Below are 17,130 nucleotides of genomic sequence, written 5' to 3' on the forward strand. Positions count from 1 at the left end.
CAAACCAATTACGCCTGAGGTAATCGGGCGCATGCACCCGGAGAGGAAGGAAACCATGAGCAGCGGATTTTTCGGCGACATCAAGAAGATCAAATATGAGGGGCCGGATTCGACCAATCCGCTGGCCTATCGTTTCTACAACCCGGACGAGGTGGTGGCCGGCAAGCGGCTGGAAGATCATCTGCGCTTCGCCGTCGCCTACTGGCATTCCTTTGCCTGGCCGGGCGGCGACCCGTTCGGCGGCCAGACCTTCGACCGCCCCTGGTTCGCCAAGCCGGGCGGTATCGACACGATGGAACTGGCCAAGCTCAAGGCCGATGTCGCCTTCGAGATGTTCTCGCTGCTCGGAGCGCCCTATTTCTGCTTCCACGACGCCGACGTGCGTCCGGAAGGCAAGGATTTCTCCGGAAGCGCTGCGCGCCTCGACGAGATCACCGACTATTTTGCCGACAAGATGAAGAAGACCGGCGTCAAGCTGCTCTGGGGCACGGCGAACCTGTTCTCGCACCGCCGCTTCATGTCGGGCGCGGCCACCAACCCCGACCCGGATGTGTTCGCCTATGCGGCGGCGACGGTGAAGAAATGCATCGACGTCACCAAGAAGCTGAAGGGCGAGAATTATGTGCTGTGGGGAGGGCGCGAGGGCTATGAGACCCTGCTCAACACCGACCTCGCCCGCGAGCAGGAGCAGGCCGGCCGCTTCCTCAACCTCGTTGTCGACTACAAGCACAAGATCGGTTTCAAGGGCACGATCCTGATCGAGCCGAAGCCGCAGGAGCCGACCAAGCACCAGTACGACTATGACGTCGCCACGGTGTACGGCTTCCTCAAGCGCTTCGGGCTGGAGAAGGAGGTCAAGCTCAACATCGAGCAGGGCCACGCGATCCTGGCCGGCCATTCCTTCGAGCACGAACTGGCGCTGGCCAACGCGTTGGGCGTCTTCGGTTCGATCGACATGAACCGAAACGATTATCAGTCGGGTTGGGATACCGACCAGTTCCCCAACAACGTGCCGGAAATGGCGTTGGCCTATTACCAGGTGCTGCTGGGCGGCGGCTTCAAGACCGGTGGCACCAATTTCGACGCCAAGCTCCGGCGCCAGTCGCTCGACCCGGACGACCTCCTGATCGGCCATATCGGCGGCATGGATGCCTGCGCGCGCGGCCTGAAGGCAGCGGCGAAGATGATCGAGGACAAGGCGCTGTCCGGCCCGCTCGCCGAGCGCTATGCCGGCTGGAACACCGCCGAAGGCAAGGCCATGCTTTCGGGCAAGCGCACGCTGGAAGAGATCGCCGAACGCGTGGTGAAGAAGAAGATCGAGCCGCAGCCGCGCTCCGGCCGGCAGGAGCTGCTGGAAAATATCGTCAACAGGTATGTCTAAAGAACGGCAGCCTGCCTCGCGTCCCAGCTGTCGGGACGCTGGGCAGGCCTGAAAACTGCATTCGCGAGGGCGGAATCACGCGACAAAACTTTGCCCCGTACTGCCCCTCAATCACCTCGTTCTTGCCTTCAAACAGCCGTCACGGAACTCGTATAAACGTGGCTCCTGTGGCGGGTGAAGAAGAAGGAGGCGAACCGATATGCAGCACGAAAGCGAAATCGACGCCCTGCTCTCGTCCGGCGAAACCGGATCGATCATCGACCGGCTGATGGCACTGCCGCGGCCGACCGACGACGCGAAGACCGAATGGGATCGCGCCGTCAGCAACCGCTTTGAAATCCGTCTGGCGAGACAGATGCGCTCACAGATCGACGGCGCCGGCGAGCGCAAGAGCGCCGCCTGAGCGGCGGACCGCCGCTTAACTGGAAAGCGCTACCCTCGGCGAAGCCTGACCGGCGCCTCGCCGAAAGCTCTTGAAAATGCCCTGGAGAATGCCGCGGCGGACGAAAAGCCTGTCCGCCCGGCAATATCCGCCATGGCAATGCGCGTGTCGACCACCAGGCGGCGGGCGGCGCTGAGGCGCAGCCTGAGGTAGTAGGCGCCTGGCGTCTCGCCGATTGATTTGCGGAAGACGCTTTCCAAAGTACGCGCCGTCACGCCGGCGCGTTTGGCCACGGCGTCTATGGTGAGCGGCTGGTCGACATGCGCTTCCATCAGCCGGATAGCCTGGGCAAGCCTGGGATCATAGCCGTCGAGTCGGCCAAGCGAGACCAGCGGCTGCGCATCTGTCGCGGCGCGCGCCTGATCGTAGATGAAGACGCTTGCCACATCGAGCGCGATCGCCATGCCGAGCCTGGTGCGGACCAGGTGCAGCATCAGGTCGAAGGTCGGCGAGGCGCCGCCCGACGTGAAGACCGGCCCGTCGATGACATAGCGGTCCGGCCGGACGTCGACGCCGGGAAAGGCGGCGGAGAAATCCTCCATGTCCTCCCAATGCGTGGTGGCACTGCGGCCTTCGAGCAGGCCGGCGCGCGCAACCAGCCAGGTGCCGGCCTCGACGCCGCCGCAGGCACGCGCGGCACGCGCGGCGCGGCGCAAGCCGGCAAGCAGGGCCGAGGTGGCATAATTCTGCGTGCCGAAGCCGGCGACGACGACAAGCATGTCGGTCGCCTCGGCGGCGTCGAAGCGGCCACTGACGGCAACCGGCAGGCCGCAAGTGGTGACCGGCGCCTCGCCCGTGACCGAGACCAGCTTGAAATCGAACAGCGTCTCGCCGCAGATGCGGTTGGCGGCGCGCAGCGGGTCCACCGCCGAGGCCACGCACATGATCGACGAGCCCGAGAACACCAGGAATGTCACCTTGAGAGTTTCGCGCTCGGACCGAAAGATGGTCTGCTTTTCGTTTTTTATCATGAGAGCTTCGTAATACGCAAAACAGTTTCCAACAAGTCGGTCATTCTGAGTCCATCCCGTGCATAGCCCAACGGCTTCCGCGCTTGGCGGCATGCATGGCAGATCGAATCTGGGAGGATAAACCATGCCGCTCGCGATGAGCCGTGAGGTCTTCATTACCTGTGCCGTGACCGGCTCCGGCGGCACGCAGGACCGCAGCCCGCATGTGCCGCGCTCGCCCAAGCAGATCGCCGATTCGGCGATCGACGCGGCCAAGGCGGGCGCCGCGATCGTGCACTGCCATGTGCGCGATCCCGAGACCGGCAAGCCGCGCCGCGACGTGCATCTCTACCGCGAAGTGACCGAACGCATCCGCGACGCCAATGTCGATGTGGTGCTGAACCTCACCGCCGGCATGGGCGGCGACATGGTGTTCGGCTCGCCGGAAGCGCCGCTGCCGCTCAACGAAAAAGGCACCGACATGGGCGGCGCCACCAATCGCATGGAGCATGTGCGCCAGTGCCTGCCGGAGATCTGCACGCTGGATTGCGGCACGATGAACTTCGCCGAGGCCGACTATGTGATGACCAACACGCCCGGCATGCTGCGCGCCATGGGCGGCATGATGACGGCGCTGGGCGTGAAGCCGGAGATCGAGGCCTTCGACACCGGACATCTGTGGTTCGCTAAGCAACTGGTCGAGGAAAAGGTCCTCAACCCGGATGCGCTGGTGCAGCTCTGCATGGGCGTGCCATGGGGCGCGCCGGACGACCTCAACACCTTCATGGCGATGGTCAACAACGTGCCCTCGACCTGGAACTGGTCGGCCTTTTCGATCGGCCGCAACCAGATGGCCTATGCGGCTGCGGCCGTGCTTGCCGGCGGCAATGTCCGCGTCGGGCTCGAGGACAATCTGTGGCTCGACAAGGGCGTTCTGGCGACCAACGCGCAGCTGGTCGAGCGCGCGGCGAGCATCGTCACCAATCTCGGCGCCCGTATCCTCGGTCCGGAAGAAGTGCGCAAGAAGCTCAACCTCACCAAGCGGGCGCCCCTAGCTGCCGCAGCTTAAGGCGGGAGTTGGCGATGACTGATACCGTCAAGTTCACCGCGATGAAGGACGGCGACAAGGAAGACTACGAATTCCTGACCGCCCATGAGATCGACTATGCCGCCAAGACCGGCGACCGGCTGCTGGATGCGCTCGTGCAGCTGGATGAGGGCCTTTCCGGCTACAAGATCACCCGGCTCGGCCATTCGCTGCAGGCGGCGACGCGCGCGTGGCAGGACGGCGCCGACACCGACTGGATCGTCTCGGCGCTGCTGCACGACATCGGCGACATCTACGCGCCCTACAACCACGACGAATATGCGGCTGCGATCCTGAAGCCCTTCGTGCGCGAGCAATGCACCTGGGTGGTGGAAAAGCACGGCGATTTCCAGCGGCTCTATTACGCGCATCACCTGGGCGGCAACCGGCATGCCCGCGACCGCTTCGCCGGCCATCCCTATTTCGACGATTGCGACCAGTTCTGCGAACGCTGGGACCAGTCGAGCTTCGATCCCGACTACGAGACTTTGCCGGTCGACTTCTTCCGACCCTTCGTGCTCGAAGTGTTCGCCCGCAAGGCCTACGACCCGGCAGTGATCCGCGCCGGCGAGCGCGTGGCCCTCACCAACCCCGAAACAGCCAAGACAAGAACCGGAGCCTGACCATGAGCATCATCAACAAGGCTGCCGCCATAGGCGGCGGCGTCATCGGCGCCGGCTGGGTGGCGCGGCTGCTCTTGAATGGCATCGACGTCGCGATCTTCGATCCGGATCCGGAGGCGTCGCGCAAGGTCGGCGAGGTGATGAAGGGCGCGCGCCGCGCCTATAAGCAGATGCTGCCCGGCGGCCTGCCCAAGGAAGGCAAGCTGACCTTCGCCAAGACCATCGCCGAAGCGGTGGCCGACGCCGACTTCATCCAGGAAAGCGTGCCGGAGCGGCTCGACCTCAAGCACAAGGTATTGGCCGAGATCGACGCGCATGCGCCGGCCAACGCCATCGTCGGCTCGTCCACTTCCGGCATCAAGCCGACCGACATGCAGGTGGCGATGAAGAAGCATCCGGAGCGGCTGGTGGTCGGCCACCCATTCAACCCGGTCTATCTCCTGCCGCTGGTCGAGATCGTCGGCGGCGAGCAGACGTTCCCGGAGGCGATCGAGGTCGCCAAGGAGCTCTATGCCTCGATCGGCATGAAGCCGGTGGTGGTGCGCAAGGAAATCGAAGCCTTCGTCGGCGACCGCCTGCTCGAAGCCGCATGGCGCGAGGCGCTGTGGCTGGTCAAGGACGGCATCTGCACCGTCGAGGAACTCGACGACATCATGCGCTATTCCTTCGGCCTGCGCTGGGCGCAGATGGGCATGTTCCAGGTCTACCGCGTCGCCGGCGGCGAGGCGGGCATGCGCCACTTCATGGCGCAGTTCGGGCCTTGCCTGAAATGGCCGTGGACGAAGCTGATGGACGTGCCGGAGTTCAACGACGAGCTGGTCGACCTGATCGCCACGCAGTCGGACGAGCAGGCGCACGGCCTGTCGATCCGTGAGCTCGAGCGCATCCGCGACGACAATCTGGTCGCGATCATGGAAGCGCTGTCGAAGCAGAACAAGGGCAAGGGCTGGGGCGCCGGCGCGCTGCACAAGGACTATACTAGGGAGCTCGCCAAGCTGGCGGCGAAGAAGGCCCCAGCTAAGGCTGTCGCAAAGGCCAAGGCGACAAAGCCTGGGAAGGAGGCAGCCAAGCCGGCAAAGGTTGAAAAGCCAGCAAAAGCCGGGAAGGCCGACAAGGCGAAGAAGAGCGGCAAGAAGAAGGGCTGAGGCGATGCATTTCGGTCTTTCGGAAGAGCAGAAGCTCATCGTCGAGACGACGCGCGCCTTCGTCGAGAACGAGCTTTACCCGCATGAGCGTGAGGTGGAGCGCACCGGCGTGCTGCGCCGCGAGCTGATCGATGAGTTGAAGGGCAAGGCGATCGAAGCCGGGCTCTATGCCGCCAACATGCCGGCCGATGTCGGCGGCGCCGGCCTCGATACGGTGAGCTGGCTACTCTACGAGAAGGAGCTTGGCCGCGCCAATTACGCGCTGCATTGGACCTGCGTGGCGCGCCCGTCCAACATCCTGCTCGCCGGCACGCCGGAGCAGCGCGAGAAATACCTCTTCCCCTGCATCCGTGGCGAGAAGTGGGATTGCCTGGCGATGACGGAACCCGGTGCCGGCTCCGACCTGCGCGGCATGAAGGCGACCGCCGTGCAGGACGGGTCCGACTGGGTGCTCAACGGCACCAAGCATTTCATCTCGCACGCCGACATTGCCGATTTCGCCATCGTCTTCATGGCCTCGGGCGAGGAGGATTCGCCGCGCGGCATGCGCAAGAAGATCACCGCCTTCTTCGTCGACAAGGGCACCAAGGGTTTTTCCGTGCGCGACGGCTACCGCAATGTCTCGCATCGCGGCTACACCAACTCGATTCTCGAATTTGACGACTGCCGGCTGCCGGCAAGCCAGGTGCTTGGCCAAGTGCACAAGGGCTTCGATGTCGCCAATTCCTGGCTCGGTGCCACGCGTCTGCAAGTCGGCGCGACCTGCCTCGGCCGTGCCGAGCGGGCGCTGTCGCATGCCATCGAATATGCCGCGCAGCGCCAGCAGTTCGGCCAGCAGATCGGCAAGTTCCAGGGCGTCTCTTTCAAGCTCGCCGACATGGCGACGGAACTGAAGGCCGCCGACCTGATGGTGTTCGAAGCCGGCTGGAAGTACGATCAGGGCACCGTGACCGACCAGGACATGGCGATGGCCAAGCTCAAGGCCACCGAAATGCTCGCCTTCGTCGCCGACGAAGCCATCCAGATCCATGGCGGCATGGGGCTGATGGACGACCTGCCGCTGGAGCGCATCTGGCGCGACGCCCGCGTCGAGCGCATCTGGGAAGGCACGTCGGAAATTCAGCGACATATTATTTCGCGGGCGCTGCTGCGTCCGTTCGGGGCTTAGAGCATGATGCGCCAGAGCCGGGATCGGGCTTTGGACGGGAACATGCTCAAACGAAAAGATGACCATGCATAAACTCGAACGTCTCCTGCGCCCCAAATCGATCGCCGTGTTCGGCGGAGCGCAGGCCGCTGCCGTCGTGGCGCAGTCAATCAAGATGGGCTTTGCCGGCGAAATCTGGCCGGTGCATCCGACCAAGGACGAGGTCGCCGGCCGCAAGGCGTACCGTTCCGTCGCCGACCTGCCGGGCGCGCCGGACGCCGCCTTTGTCGGCGTCAACCGGCATCTCACCATCGACGTAATCAAGGCGCTGGCTGAGCGCGGTGCCGGCGGTGCCGTCTGCTTCGCGGCGGGCTTCCTGGAGACCGAGGCCTATGACGAGGACGGCGAGCGGCTGCAGGCCGAACTCGTCGCCGCCGCCGGCCAGATGCCGATCATCGGCCCGAACTGCTACGGCCTGATCAACTATGCCGACGGCGCCCTGCTGTGGCCCGACCAGCATGGCGGCATCCGCCTGGCCGAAGGCGGCAAGGGCGTCGCCATCATTACCCAATCGTCCAACATCGCCATCAACATGACGATGCAGAAGCGCGGCCTGCCGATCGCCTTCCTAATGACGGCGGGCAACCAGGCCCAGACCGGCCTTTCGGAAATGGCGCTCGGCCTGATCGAGGACGAGCGCGTCACTTCGCTCGGCCTGCATATCGAGGCCTTCGATTCGGTCGCGGGCTTCGAGAAGCTCGCGGCGCGGGCGCGCGAGCTGAAGAAGCCTATCATCGCCATGAAGGTCGGGCGGTCCGAACAGGCAAGGCAGGCGACGGTGTCGCACACCGCCTCGCTCGCGGGCTCGGACGCCGCCTCCGGCGCTTTCCTGAAGCGGCTCGGCATAGCCCGCGTCGATTCCATCCCAGCCTTCATCGAGGCGCTGAAGCTCTTGCACATCACCGGCCCGTTGCCCGGCTACAAGTTGTCCTCGATGAGCTGCTCGGGCGGCGAGGCGTCCGTGATGGCCGACAGCGCCGAGGGGCGCTGGGTGCATTTCCCAACACTGACGGCCGAGCATCGCGCGCATGTCAAATCGACGCTCGGGCCGCTGGTGGCGGTCGCCAATCCGCTCGACTACCACACCTTCATCTGGAACAACGAGCCGGCGATGACCGCCACCTTCACGGCCATGGTGTCGGGCGGTTTCGACCTGAACATGCTGGTGCTCGACTTCCCGCGCCCCGACCGCTGCTCGGACGTCGACTGGTGGGCGACGCTGCGCGCCTTCGAAGCGGCGCTGAAGACCAACAAGGCGCAAGGCGCGATCGTCTCCTCGCTGCCGGAGAACCTGCCGGAGGAATACACTGCAGGCCTGATGGCGCGCGGCATGGTGCCGTTGTTTGGCATTTCCGAAGCCATGGACGCCGCCCAGGCCGCCGCCTTCATCGGCTGGGCCTGGCGCGAGCCGCAGGCGCAGCCTGTCGACACAACTGCGGCAGGCGCGTCCGAAGTCAGGCGCGTGACGCCGGACGAGGCTGAAGCCAAGGAAAGGCTGATCAAGGCCGGCCTGCCGGTGCCGAAGGGCGAGCGCGCCTCCAATGCGGTCGAGGCGGTGATCTCGTCCATGACGCTGGGCTTCCCGGTGGCGCTAAAGGCGCTCGGCGTGACGCACAAGTCGGAAGTCGGCGCCGTCAGGCTGAACCTCAAGGATGCCGAATCCGTCAGTGCCGCCGCGCATGACCTTCTGCCGCTCGGCACCGGGCTCTATGCCGAGCGCATGGTGCGCGACGGCGTAGCCGAGCTGATCGTCGGCTTCACCCGCGACCCGATGTTCGGCGTGGTGATGACGCTCGGCACTGGCGGCGTGCTGGTCGAGCTGTTGCGCGACAGCGTGACGCTCATGCTGCCGGCGACGCGAGACGACATCGAGGCGGCATTGCGTGGGTTGAAGCTCTATCCTCTCCTCGAAGGCTATCGCGGTCGGCCGAAGGCCGACGTGATGGCAGCCATCGACGCCATCGCCGGCATTGCCGACTTCGTGCAGAAGAACGAAGACGAGATCGAGGAACTCGACATCAACCCGCTGATCGTCTGCGCCGAAGGCAAGGGCGCCTGGATCGCGGACGCCCTGCTGGTGCTTGGAGAAAAAAAGAATGGCTGACGTCATCACCACCCGCCGCGAAGGCGCGATCCTCGAAGTCACGCTCGACCGGCCGAAGGCCAATGCAATCGACCTGAAGACATCGCGGCTGATGGGGGAGACCTTCAAGGCGTTCCGCGACGATCCGGAGCTGCGCGTCGCCATCGTCAAGACGGCCGGCGACAAGTTCTTCAGCGCCGGCTGGGACCTGAAGGCGGCGGCAGCCGGCGATGCGGTTGACGGCGACTATGGCGTCGGCGGCTTTGCCGGGCTGCAGGAGCTGCGCGACCTGAACAAACCGGTGATCGCCTGCGTCAACGGCATGGCGGTGGGCGGCGGCTTCGAGCTGGCGTTGTCCTGCGACCTCATCTACGCCTCGGACCATTCCTCTTTCGCGCTGCCCGAGATACGCGCCGGCACGCTGGCCGATGCCGCGACGATCAAGCTGCCGAAGCGCATTCCCTACCATATCGCGATGGACCTGTTGTTCACCGGCCGCTGGATGGATGTCACCGAGGCGCATCGCTGGGGCCTGGTCAACGAGGTGCTGCCCAAGGACAAGCTCGAGGAGCGCGTCTGGGAGATCGCGAGGCTTTTGGCCAGCGGCCCGCCGCTGGTCTTCGCCTCGATCAAGGAGACGGCGCGGGTGGCCGAGGCGTTGACCTTCCAGGACGCCATGAACAAGGTGACGCGCCGGCAGCTTCGGACGGTCGACATCCTCTACGGGTCGGAAGATAATATGGAGGGGTTCCGGGCGTTCGCGGAGAAGCGCGATCCGGTTTGGAAGGGACGATAATCTCGCAGCAATGGCGTTCCTTCACACCCCCCTCTGCCCTGCCGGGCATCTCCCCCGCAAGGGGGGAGATTGGCAACTTCGTCGACGGCACTCCCTTTCCAACGTCGGCGATTGGCGAAAGTCGGGGCGACATCTGATCTCCCCTCTTGCGGGGGAGATGTCCGGCAGAACAGAGGGGGGTGCCTGGGCTCGACCTCTCCAGTTGGCCCAGCCATCATGACCGACTACAAAACCCTCATCGACGCTGAGACCTGGGCCTTCATCGAGAAGACCAACTCCTATTATCCGCCGGACACGATCGACTACACGATCACCCAGCAGCGCGCGATCTACGACCGGATGTGCCGGGAGTTCTTTGCTGGCTATCCGCAAGGCGTGACCGCCGAGACGACCGCCGTTGCCGCACCAACCAACAGCATCTCGATCCGCATCTACCGCAACGCCGTTCCGAACAAATCCGCGATGGTGCTCTATATCCATGGCGGCGGCTTCATCCTTGGCGGGCTGGACAGCCATGACGATGTCTGCGCCGAGCTTTGCGCCCGCACCGGCTTCGAGGTGGTTTCGCTCAACTACCGGCTGGCGCCGGAGCATCTGCATCCAGCCGCCTTCGACGACGCCATGGACGCCTTCGAATGGGCCGCCAAGACCTATGATCGCGCGATCGTGCTCTGCGGCGACAGCGCCGGCGGCAATCTTTGCGCCGCCGTCGCCCACGCTACGCGCGGTCATGAAAAGAAGCCGGCCGGCCAGGTGCTGATCTATCCGGGCCTCGGCGGCGACCACTCGAAGGGCTCTTACGTTACGCATGCCGAGGCGCCGATGCTGACCGTGCGCGACCTCGACTTCTACAAGCATGTCCGCACCGGCGGCGTCGATATGACCGGCGACATCACGCTCTACCCGCTTGCCGATGCGGATTTCGCGAACCTGCCGCCGACCGTGCTGATCACCGCGCAATGCGACCCGCTGTCGTCCGACGGCGAATCCTATCGCGACCGGGTCGTCGCGGCCGGCGGACGCGCCTTCTGGTTCGAGGAGCCCGGCCTCGTGCACGGTTATCTCCGAGCCAGGCACATTGTGGGCCGTGCGCGGACCAGCTTCACCCGCATCGTCGAGGCAGTTTCGGCGCTCGGTCACGGCGACTGGATCTGGTAACACCCCAGGGCGCTTTCCGCTCAGCTATCCTCCGATGAACCTTTCCGCTCCGGCCCGCGACTGATGGCCAGGCGCCGCGATGATGCGGCCGGAAAGGAAAGCCGCCATGCCCAGAAATCCAGGGAATTCGCGGTCTCCGGGAACAGCGGGAGTCGACCGTGACCACCGCCTTCGGGATGAGGTCGACGCGCTGGGCTTCCGGCTGATTCCGTTGACCCTGCGGAAGAGCCGTCGTATCGTCGCGAAGAGGAAAGCAGACAATTCGATCGGGGAAGAACGTGCTGCAACGCCGCGCCTTGCCCTGGTTGGCGCGGCAGGAATGGACGTTTCTCCCAGCGGCTTCGGGGGGAGTACGATGTCTGTCGTTCGCGGCTCGTTCCTGCGTTCTCACGGCGGCCGTTTGCGCCGCGCAATCGCGACAGGAAGCGGAATTCTCGCTTTGGCGCTGTCCGCCGGCCTCTTTCTCGGCGGCGCCGCGCAGGCGCAGGACACCCAGATCATCTATCCCGGCTCAATGGCGGTCACCGGCTTCCCCGGCACCATCATTCCCGATTTCGACCAGGGTCTGCCGCCTGGCGTCGACCCGGTCGACGAGACCTTCATCGACACGTCTCGCGCATCCTTGCGCATTTTCGACGTTTCGCATCTCGGCGGCCCAGCTTCGGGTCAGCTTGTCTTCACGCCGCCTCCCTTCGAGGTGACGGCCGGGCAGATCGGCGAGGTGTTCGGCCTCGCCTATGACGACGGCGTGCGCGACGGCGTGCCCTCGGGCATTCCCAACCTCTATGCGGCAGCGACCTCGCTGCACGGCATCGAGATCGTCACGCCGGATGCCGACAATGACGGAAGGCCGGAGCGGCAGCGCCGCGGCGCCGCGGGCGCGGTCTTCATGGACGGCCAGTTCGGCACTGAGAATGGCGGCGGTCCGGGCACGATCTGGAAGATCGACGGCATCACGGGTGCTGTCTCCAAATTCGCCGACATCGACATCAACAGCGGGCCGGGCATCGGCAATCTCGCCTTCGATCCGGCCCATCGCGAATTCTTCGCATCGGATCTCGACACGGGGCTCATTCACCGCATCGATATCGAGGGCAATCCGATCGACAGCTTCGATCATGGCGTCGCCGGGCGCCCTGCCCATGGGCTCGCTCCGGTCGCCGACGACGGCGTCGTGATGGACATCCAGGCTGCCGCTTTCGATAGCGAAGATCCCGCGACCTGGGGCTACACGCAGGATGCGCGCCGGGTCTGGGCCGTGACCTATCATGGCGGCCGGCTCTACTATTCCGTCGGCGAGAAGGCCGAAATCTGGTCGGTCGGCATTGCGAGCGACGGAGGCTTTGCCGCCGATCCGCGCTGGGAGCTTACAGTCAAGGCGGACCAGGACTACGCCGTCACCGACATCGCCTTCGACAACCACGGCTTTATGTATCTCGCCCAGCGCGGCCCGGTCGAGAACCGCTACGACTACAGCCGCTTCGCCTCCTCCGGAAAAGGCGAGCTGATCCGCTACCGGCGCGAGGAGCCGGACGATCCGGCGACGGAATCGGCCTGGGTCGAGGTTCCAGAGGAATATGCGGTCGGCTTCCCCCAGGGCAATCGCCAGTCGGCCGGCGGCGTCGACCTGCAATATCGCTACGATGCCGAAGGCGATCTCGATACGTCCGTCTGCACCGACACCATCGTCAACACCGGCGACAAATTGCGCGACAATCCCGAACTTGCCGAGCGGCTCGGCGCCGGCGGACCGCTTGCCGTTCATGGCGTGCAGGTGACGCCAAGCGCACTGGCCAAGCCGGCAAACGTCCCGCCGTTCGGCTCCTGGTTCGTCGACTTCGACGGCTATTTCGAAGACCCGGACGTCCAAGGCCATGTCGGCGACGTCAAGGTCTGGCGCCCCTGTGAGGGCCGCGCCGGCTATTACGAGGAAATTCCCGGTGGCTATCTGCCTCCGTTCTATCCGCCCGACTTCCCGCCGCCCGGCAATCTGCCGCCCTGCGTCGACGTCGAGGACGTGCACTTCTACTGCACGCCGCGCGGGCTGCGGGCCGAACTCACTCTCCATGACCACGCCGGCTTCGGCGGCGATTCGATCAAGGCGCAGTCCAGGACGCCCGGCATCGGGGTGACCACCCCCATGTCGCATGTCCCGGGCAAGCCCTACACGGTCGACATCACCGGCCACAATCCGGGCGACACCGTCAATGTCGGGCTCTGCTTCTACCGCAAGTCAGACCAGGACAAGGGTGGCTACTACCCTTGCTGCAAGATGACGCTGCCGCTCAGGACGCCAGCCGTCGACTGCGAAGCGCCGAGGAGGGACAGATGAGCGATCTCGCCCATTCCCGCTTCGCCTCGTGCAAAACCATCATGGAGACGATCATGAAACCCCTGTCATATGCCAGGCGCGGCGCGCGCTGGCTGATGGCGGCCGGTATCGCGGTCGCCATGATGCCGGCCTTGCCGGTGCTCGCCCAGGACCAGACTCCGGCCACGACCAATCAGGCCGCCAATCCGGCACGCGGCATCAATGCGGAACTCGCGCGTATCGTGCCGTTCTTCACCAAGAAAGGCGGCCAGAGAAGCTGCGATACGGTCGAGTATGTCCTGACCTTCGGCATCCACGGCGACCCGCAGGACTTCGACCGGCCAAGCGTGGCTGCTTTGCTCAAGGCGACAAGGCTCGATTTCAAGGACCAGCTGCCGCACGGCTTGCAGATCGTCAGCGTCAATGTCGCCGGCGACGGCACCAGCGCCTCCGGCGGACCGCTGCCCGCTGCTTCAATCAGCACGTCGGCCGGCCCGAACGACACGGCGAACATCTCCAACTTCCGCATCAGCGCTGCCAACCTCGATGGCGTCGGCGCCGCCAACGAACGCGTCATCACCTTCCGCATCACCGCCAAGATAGACCATGCGACCTTCCCCGTGCCGGCGGCGGTCGACAACCAGGGTGAGATAAAGGTCTCGTTGCGTGGCGGACCGGCAACGACCATCCCTTCGCAGGATCCGGACAAGCCAGACGACGGCGATTTCCTCACCGGGGTGAAAACCTCGATCAAGATCGACCCGACCAAATGCAACCCGCCGCCTCCCCCTCCCGGCAAGGAATGCTTCAAGGTCGAGCACGGCACGGTCGACTGCGTGCCCGGCGGCGGCGCCTTCATCTACCACATGCCGGTCGGACCCGAGATGGGCGGCAAATGGGTGCAGGTGTCGACGACCACCCCCGGCATCAGCATCGTTCCCGACACTCAGAAGGTGCCGGTCGGTGGCGGCGTGCTGAACTGGAAGATCATCGGCGCCTCGCCAGGCGAGGCCATCCACCTCATCGTCACCGGCATCGAGACCTATGCCGGACCCAAGGAGGGCTGGGGGCTCTGCTGCACGCAGGTCATCGACATCGTCATCCCGCGCGATTTGAGATGCCCGCCGAAAGACAAGGAGCCGGACCTAAAGGTCGAGAAACATGCCGATGTGCCACGCTGCACGATGGCCGGCGGCTGCGACTTCACCATCACCGTCACCAATGTCGGCGACGCGCCCTATAACGGCAAGATCGTGCTCGACGAGGTGACGTTGCCGGCCAACTCCGTGCTGACTTCCGGGCCGAATGTGCCCTGGGTCTGCGTGCCCGGCACGACACCGATGACTTGCACCTATCCGGCGACGACGCTCAACCCCGGCGCCTCCGTCAACCTCAAGCTCGGCTTCAAGCCGGCGGGCGGCTGGCAGGGCAGCGTGCTGCGCAACTGCGCCGCCTATGACTACCAAGCCAGCGGCAAGCCGCTGTTCGGCAGCCAGCAGGACGACCGCGGCTGCGCTTCGATCCCCATCTGCCGCCGTGGCGATCGCGATCCGCAGTGCAACCCGCCGGTCGAGAAGAAGGTCGACCTGATCCTGAAGAAGCGCGCCCGCACCCCGGTCTGCACGCCGGAGGGCGTCTGCTCCTTCGTGATCCACATCATCAACAACGGCACTGGCACCTATAACGGGCCGCTGACGGTGATCGACACCTATCCGGGCGGCGCGCCGACCTCGTCGACCTTCGGGCCGAGCCCGCCATGGGCGTGCGGACCGAACGGGCCCGGCCAATTCCGTTGCGACAATGGCGGCATCTCGCTGCCTCCGGGTGCCTCGACGCCGATCGTCGTCAAGGCGGTGATGCCGGCAAACTACCGGCCGGACACGGTCGAGAACTGCGCCGAGGTGAAAGGCATTCCCGGCGAGGTCGACCTCGCCAACAACAAGGCTTGCGCCACCGAGCGCATCCGCCATCCGAATGGCGGTCAGCCCGGCCTGCGCATCACCAAGACCTGCGGCGGCGATCAGCTCGTGGGTGCTGGGATGGTTTCCTGCCGGATCACCGTCAGCAATGCCGGCACCGCGGCCCCGACTGGCCCAGTGCGCGTGAGCGATGCCGCGACGCTGGTGTCGAGCGGAGCGCCGGTGCAAGTCCAGACAGTCACCCCTGACGGTGCGGACTGGGCTTGCGGATCGGTGCCTGCCAACACGCTGTCTTGCCAGATTCCCGGCGCCGTGATGACGCCCGGAACCAGCCGGCACTTCGACGTGACGGTGAGCGGCAATGGCGCGTTCGAGAACTGCGCGCGCGGCAGCTTCGGGCCGGCGCCGGGTGACGACATCGTTTACCCGATCGGCCAGGCCTGCGCGAAGGGCGGCGGCGCCTCCACCATCCGTGTGGAGAAGACCGGCGACGCCGAATGCCGGCCGGGACAACCATGCTCTTTCGAGATCACCATCACGAACGATGGGCCGAACCCCTTCTCCGGTCCCCTCCGCATCGGCGATGCGATCGGCGTGGAGGGTCTCGGCCGGCTGGATGGCGTTCAGATCACCTCGATCGATCCGCCTTTCGGCTGCTCGCCGGAGCCGACGACGCTGCCCGCGTCCTGCATCGCCAATCTGAGGCTGGGAGCCGGCGAAAGCCACAGCCACCACGTCACCGTGACCCTTCCCCAGGATGGGCGGCTTGCCGCTCTTCAGGGCACGGTCAGCGGCCAGAACTGCGTCGGCGTGCTTCCTCCGAATACGCCGGTGCAAGGCGGCGGCGACGTGCTGTCGCGCGACCTGACCAACGTCCAGGGCGATCGCGGCAAGGCTTATGCGTGCCACCCCTTCACCATCAGGCATGAGGTGAAGAATCAGTGCTCGTTCGGACTGGTGATGAACTCGGCCGGCCGTTGCGTCTGCCCTGAGGGCACCACCTTCCGCAATGGCCAGTGTTCGAGCAGCGGGGGCACGTCCGGCGGAGGCACCAAACTTCTGCCGCTGCCCCCACCGCCCCGCTGTGTCCTGCTGCAGGGCCAGATCCGGACGGCGGACGGACGCTGTGTCTGCCCGCGCGGGACCGATCTCGAGAACGGCAAATGCGTACGGAGCGACATACCGGAAGAGCCGCAGTGTACGCTGCGTCCAGGCCAATACCGCGACCAGGACGGCAATTGCGTCTGTCGCCGTGGCGAGCTGGTGAACGGTGTGTGCCAGGTCGTCCCGCCTCGATGCACGATCCGTGGCGCGGTGCCGACTTCCAACGGCAATGGCTGCACCTGCCCGGACGGCACGCATCTCGACCGCATTGCCAAGGCTTGCGTGCCCGACAGACAGCCGCCGGTCCAGTGCGGCATCCGCGGTCAGGTCCGAAACGGTGACGGCGATTGCGTCTGCCCGAGCGGTACGGAGGTGCGTGGCGGCGCCTGCCGGCCGATCGTGTCGAGGCAATGCCCGATCCGAGGCCAGGTGCGCGACGCCAACGGCAATTGCGCCTGCCCGGACGGCCTGGAAGTGCGCGGCAAGGCCTGCCAACGGCCGAAGCCGAGCCAGGAGCAGTGCACCATTCGCGGCCAGGTCCACAACAAACGGGGCGACTGCGTCTGCCCTCGCGGGACCGAGGTTCGCAACGGCGCCTGCCGCAAGCCGCAGGTGGAATGCGCGCCGGGTGCGGAGTTCATCGACGGACAGTGCCAGCCAGTCTTCACCCGGCGGCGCTGCCCGGCCGGCACGACCGGGCGGTTCCCTGACTGCACGCCTATCCGCAGGCAGCCGGGTATCGAGATCAACCCCGGCATCCTGCTCAATCCGAACGTGTTGCAGCAACTGGTGCCGCAGCGCCAGCCGCGGCGCATGTTGCAGGACCCGACAGGCGCGAACATCCAGTAGCATCAAGCCGCAGTTTGCCGACTGAACGAGAACCCGCCGGAGCGATCCGGCGGGTTTCTTTTCCACATCACAGCA

12 protein-coding genes are annotated in these 17,130 nt (G+C 65.3%); 11 read left to right on the forward strand and 1 reads right to left on the reverse strand.

Annotated elements, in window-relative coordinates:
- The first annotated feature begins 55 nt into the window (after positions 1–55).
- Positions 56–1,381 carry a xylose isomerase gene (gene xylA, locus P9272_RS12750; protein ID WP_278160816.1) on the forward strand — a complete coding sequence of 442 codons (1,326 nt, stop codon included), beginning with the start codon at positions 56–58 and terminating at the stop codon, positions 1,379–1,381.
- Between the two features lie 199 nt (positions 1,382–1,580).
- A complete protein-coding gene (locus tag P9272_RS12755) occupies positions 1,581–1,784 on the forward strand; it encodes a hypothetical protein (protein ID WP_128259908.1) in 204 nt (67 codons plus the stop codon).
- 29 nt (positions 1,785–1,813) lie between these two features.
- On the opposite strand, the gene P9272_RS12760 is transcribed toward P9272_RS12755, so the two are convergent.
- Positions 1,814–2,794, reverse strand: a complete 981-nt coding sequence (locus tag P9272_RS12760; protein ID WP_278160817.1) for a GlxA family transcriptional regulator — start codon at positions 2,792–2,794, stop codon at positions 1,814–1,816.
- Between the two features lie 124 nt (positions 2,795–2,918).
- Here P9272_RS12760 and P9272_RS12765 point away from each other — a divergent pair, with 124 nt between their 5' ends.
- The 9 genes from P9272_RS12765 (at position 2,919) to P9272_RS12805 (ending at position 17,055) form a co-directional block, all read left to right on the forward strand.
- Positions 2,919–3,842 (forward strand): 3-keto-5-aminohexanoate cleavage protein, encoded by a 924-nt coding sequence (locus tag P9272_RS12765; RefSeq protein ID WP_278160818.1) that lies wholly within the window; start codon positions 2,919–2,921, stop codon positions 3,840–3,842.
- A gap of 14 nt (positions 3,843–3,856) precedes the next feature.
- Positions 3,857–4,483: a peptidase gene (locus P9272_RS12770; RefSeq protein ID WP_278160820.1), complete on the forward strand. Its 627-nt coding sequence runs from the start codon at positions 3,857–3,859 to the stop codon at positions 4,481–4,483.
- A gap of 2 nt (positions 4,484–4,485) precedes the next feature.
- The gene (locus tag P9272_RS12775; protein ID WP_278160821.1) at positions 4,486–5,628 is read left to right on the forward strand and encodes a carnitine 3-dehydrogenase; all 1,143 of its coding nucleotides are present in this window, start codon (positions 4,486–4,488) and stop codon (positions 5,626–5,628) included.
- A 4-nt stretch (positions 5,629–5,632) separates the two neighbouring features.
- Positions 5,633–6,796, forward strand: coding sequence for an acyl-CoA dehydrogenase (locus P9272_RS12780; RefSeq protein ID WP_278160822.1), 1,164 nt, complete (start codon positions 5,633–5,635; stop codon positions 6,794–6,796).
- Positions 6,797–6,860: 64 nt separating this feature from the next.
- Entirely contained in the window at positions 6,861–8,939 is a 2,079-nt protein-coding gene (locus tag P9272_RS12785) for an acetate--CoA ligase family protein (RefSeq protein ID WP_278160823.1), read from the forward strand.
- Positions 8,932–9,714 (forward strand): carnitinyl-CoA dehydratase, encoded by a 783-nt coding sequence (locus P9272_RS12790; protein ID WP_128259901.1) that lies wholly within the window; start codon positions 8,932–8,934, stop codon positions 9,712–9,714. The genes P9272_RS12785 and P9272_RS12790 overlap by 8 nt, the downstream gene beginning before the upstream one ends.
- Positions 9,715–9,930: 216 nt before the next feature.
- Entirely contained in the window at positions 9,931–10,872 is a 942-nt protein-coding gene (locus P9272_RS12795; RefSeq protein WP_278160824.1) for an alpha/beta hydrolase, read from the forward strand.
- Positions 10,873–10,951: 79 nt separating this feature from the next.
- On the forward strand, positions 10,952–13,204 hold the full coding sequence (locus P9272_RS12800) for a hypothetical protein (protein WP_278160825.1): 2,253 nt from the start codon (positions 10,952–10,954) through the stop codon (positions 13,202–13,204).
- Positions 13,201–17,055 (forward strand): hypothetical protein, encoded by a 3,855-nt coding sequence (locus tag P9272_RS12805; protein ID WP_278160826.1) that lies wholly within the window; start codon positions 13,201–13,203, stop codon positions 17,053–17,055. The genes P9272_RS12800 and P9272_RS12805 overlap by 4 nt, the downstream gene beginning before the upstream one ends.
- Positions 17,056–17,130 lie beyond the last annotated feature (75 nt).

The organism is Mesorhizobium sp. WSM4976 (genome assembly GCF_029625685.1).
Classification (GTDB): domain Bacteria; phylum Pseudomonadota; class Alphaproteobacteria; order Rhizobiales; family Rhizobiaceae; genus Mesorhizobium.

Coding starts and splice junctions, on each gene's coding strand:
- xylA (WP_278160816.1), top strand. CDS start 56: ATGAGCAGCGGATTTTTCGGCGACATCAAGAAGATCAAATATGAGGGG.
- P9272_RS12755 (WP_128259908.1), top strand. CDS start 1,581: ATGCAGCACGAAAGCGAAATCGACGCCCTGCTCTCGTCCGGCGAAACC.
- P9272_RS12760 (WP_278160817.1), bottom strand. CDS start 2,794: ATGATAAAAAACGAAAAGCAGACCATCTTTCGGTCCGAGCGCGAAACT.
- P9272_RS12765 (WP_278160818.1), top strand. CDS start 2,919: ATGCCGCTCGCGATGAGCCGTGAGGTCTTCATTACCTGTGCCGTGACC.
- P9272_RS12770 (WP_278160820.1), top strand. CDS start 3,857: ATGACTGATACCGTCAAGTTCACCGCGATGAAGGACGGCGACAAGGAA.
- P9272_RS12775 (WP_278160821.1), top strand. CDS start 4,486: ATGAGCATCATCAACAAGGCTGCCGCCATAGGCGGCGGCGTCATCGGC.
- P9272_RS12780 (WP_278160822.1), top strand. CDS start 5,633: ATGCATTTCGGTCTTTCGGAAGAGCAGAAGCTCATCGTCGAGACGACG.
- P9272_RS12785 (WP_278160823.1), top strand. CDS start 6,861: ATGCATAAACTCGAACGTCTCCTGCGCCCCAAATCGATCGCCGTGTTC.
- P9272_RS12790 (WP_128259901.1), top strand. CDS start 8,932: ATGGCTGACGTCATCACCACCCGCCGCGAAGGCGCGATCCTCGAAGTC.
- P9272_RS12795 (WP_278160824.1), top strand. CDS start 9,931: ATGACCGACTACAAAACCCTCATCGACGCTGAGACCTGGGCCTTCATC.
- P9272_RS12800 (WP_278160825.1), top strand. CDS start 10,952: ATGATGCGGCCGGAAAGGAAAGCCGCCATGCCCAGAAATCCAGGGAAT.
- P9272_RS12805 (WP_278160826.1), top strand. CDS start 13,201: ATGAGCGATCTCGCCCATTCCCGCTTCGCCTCGTGCAAAACCATCATG.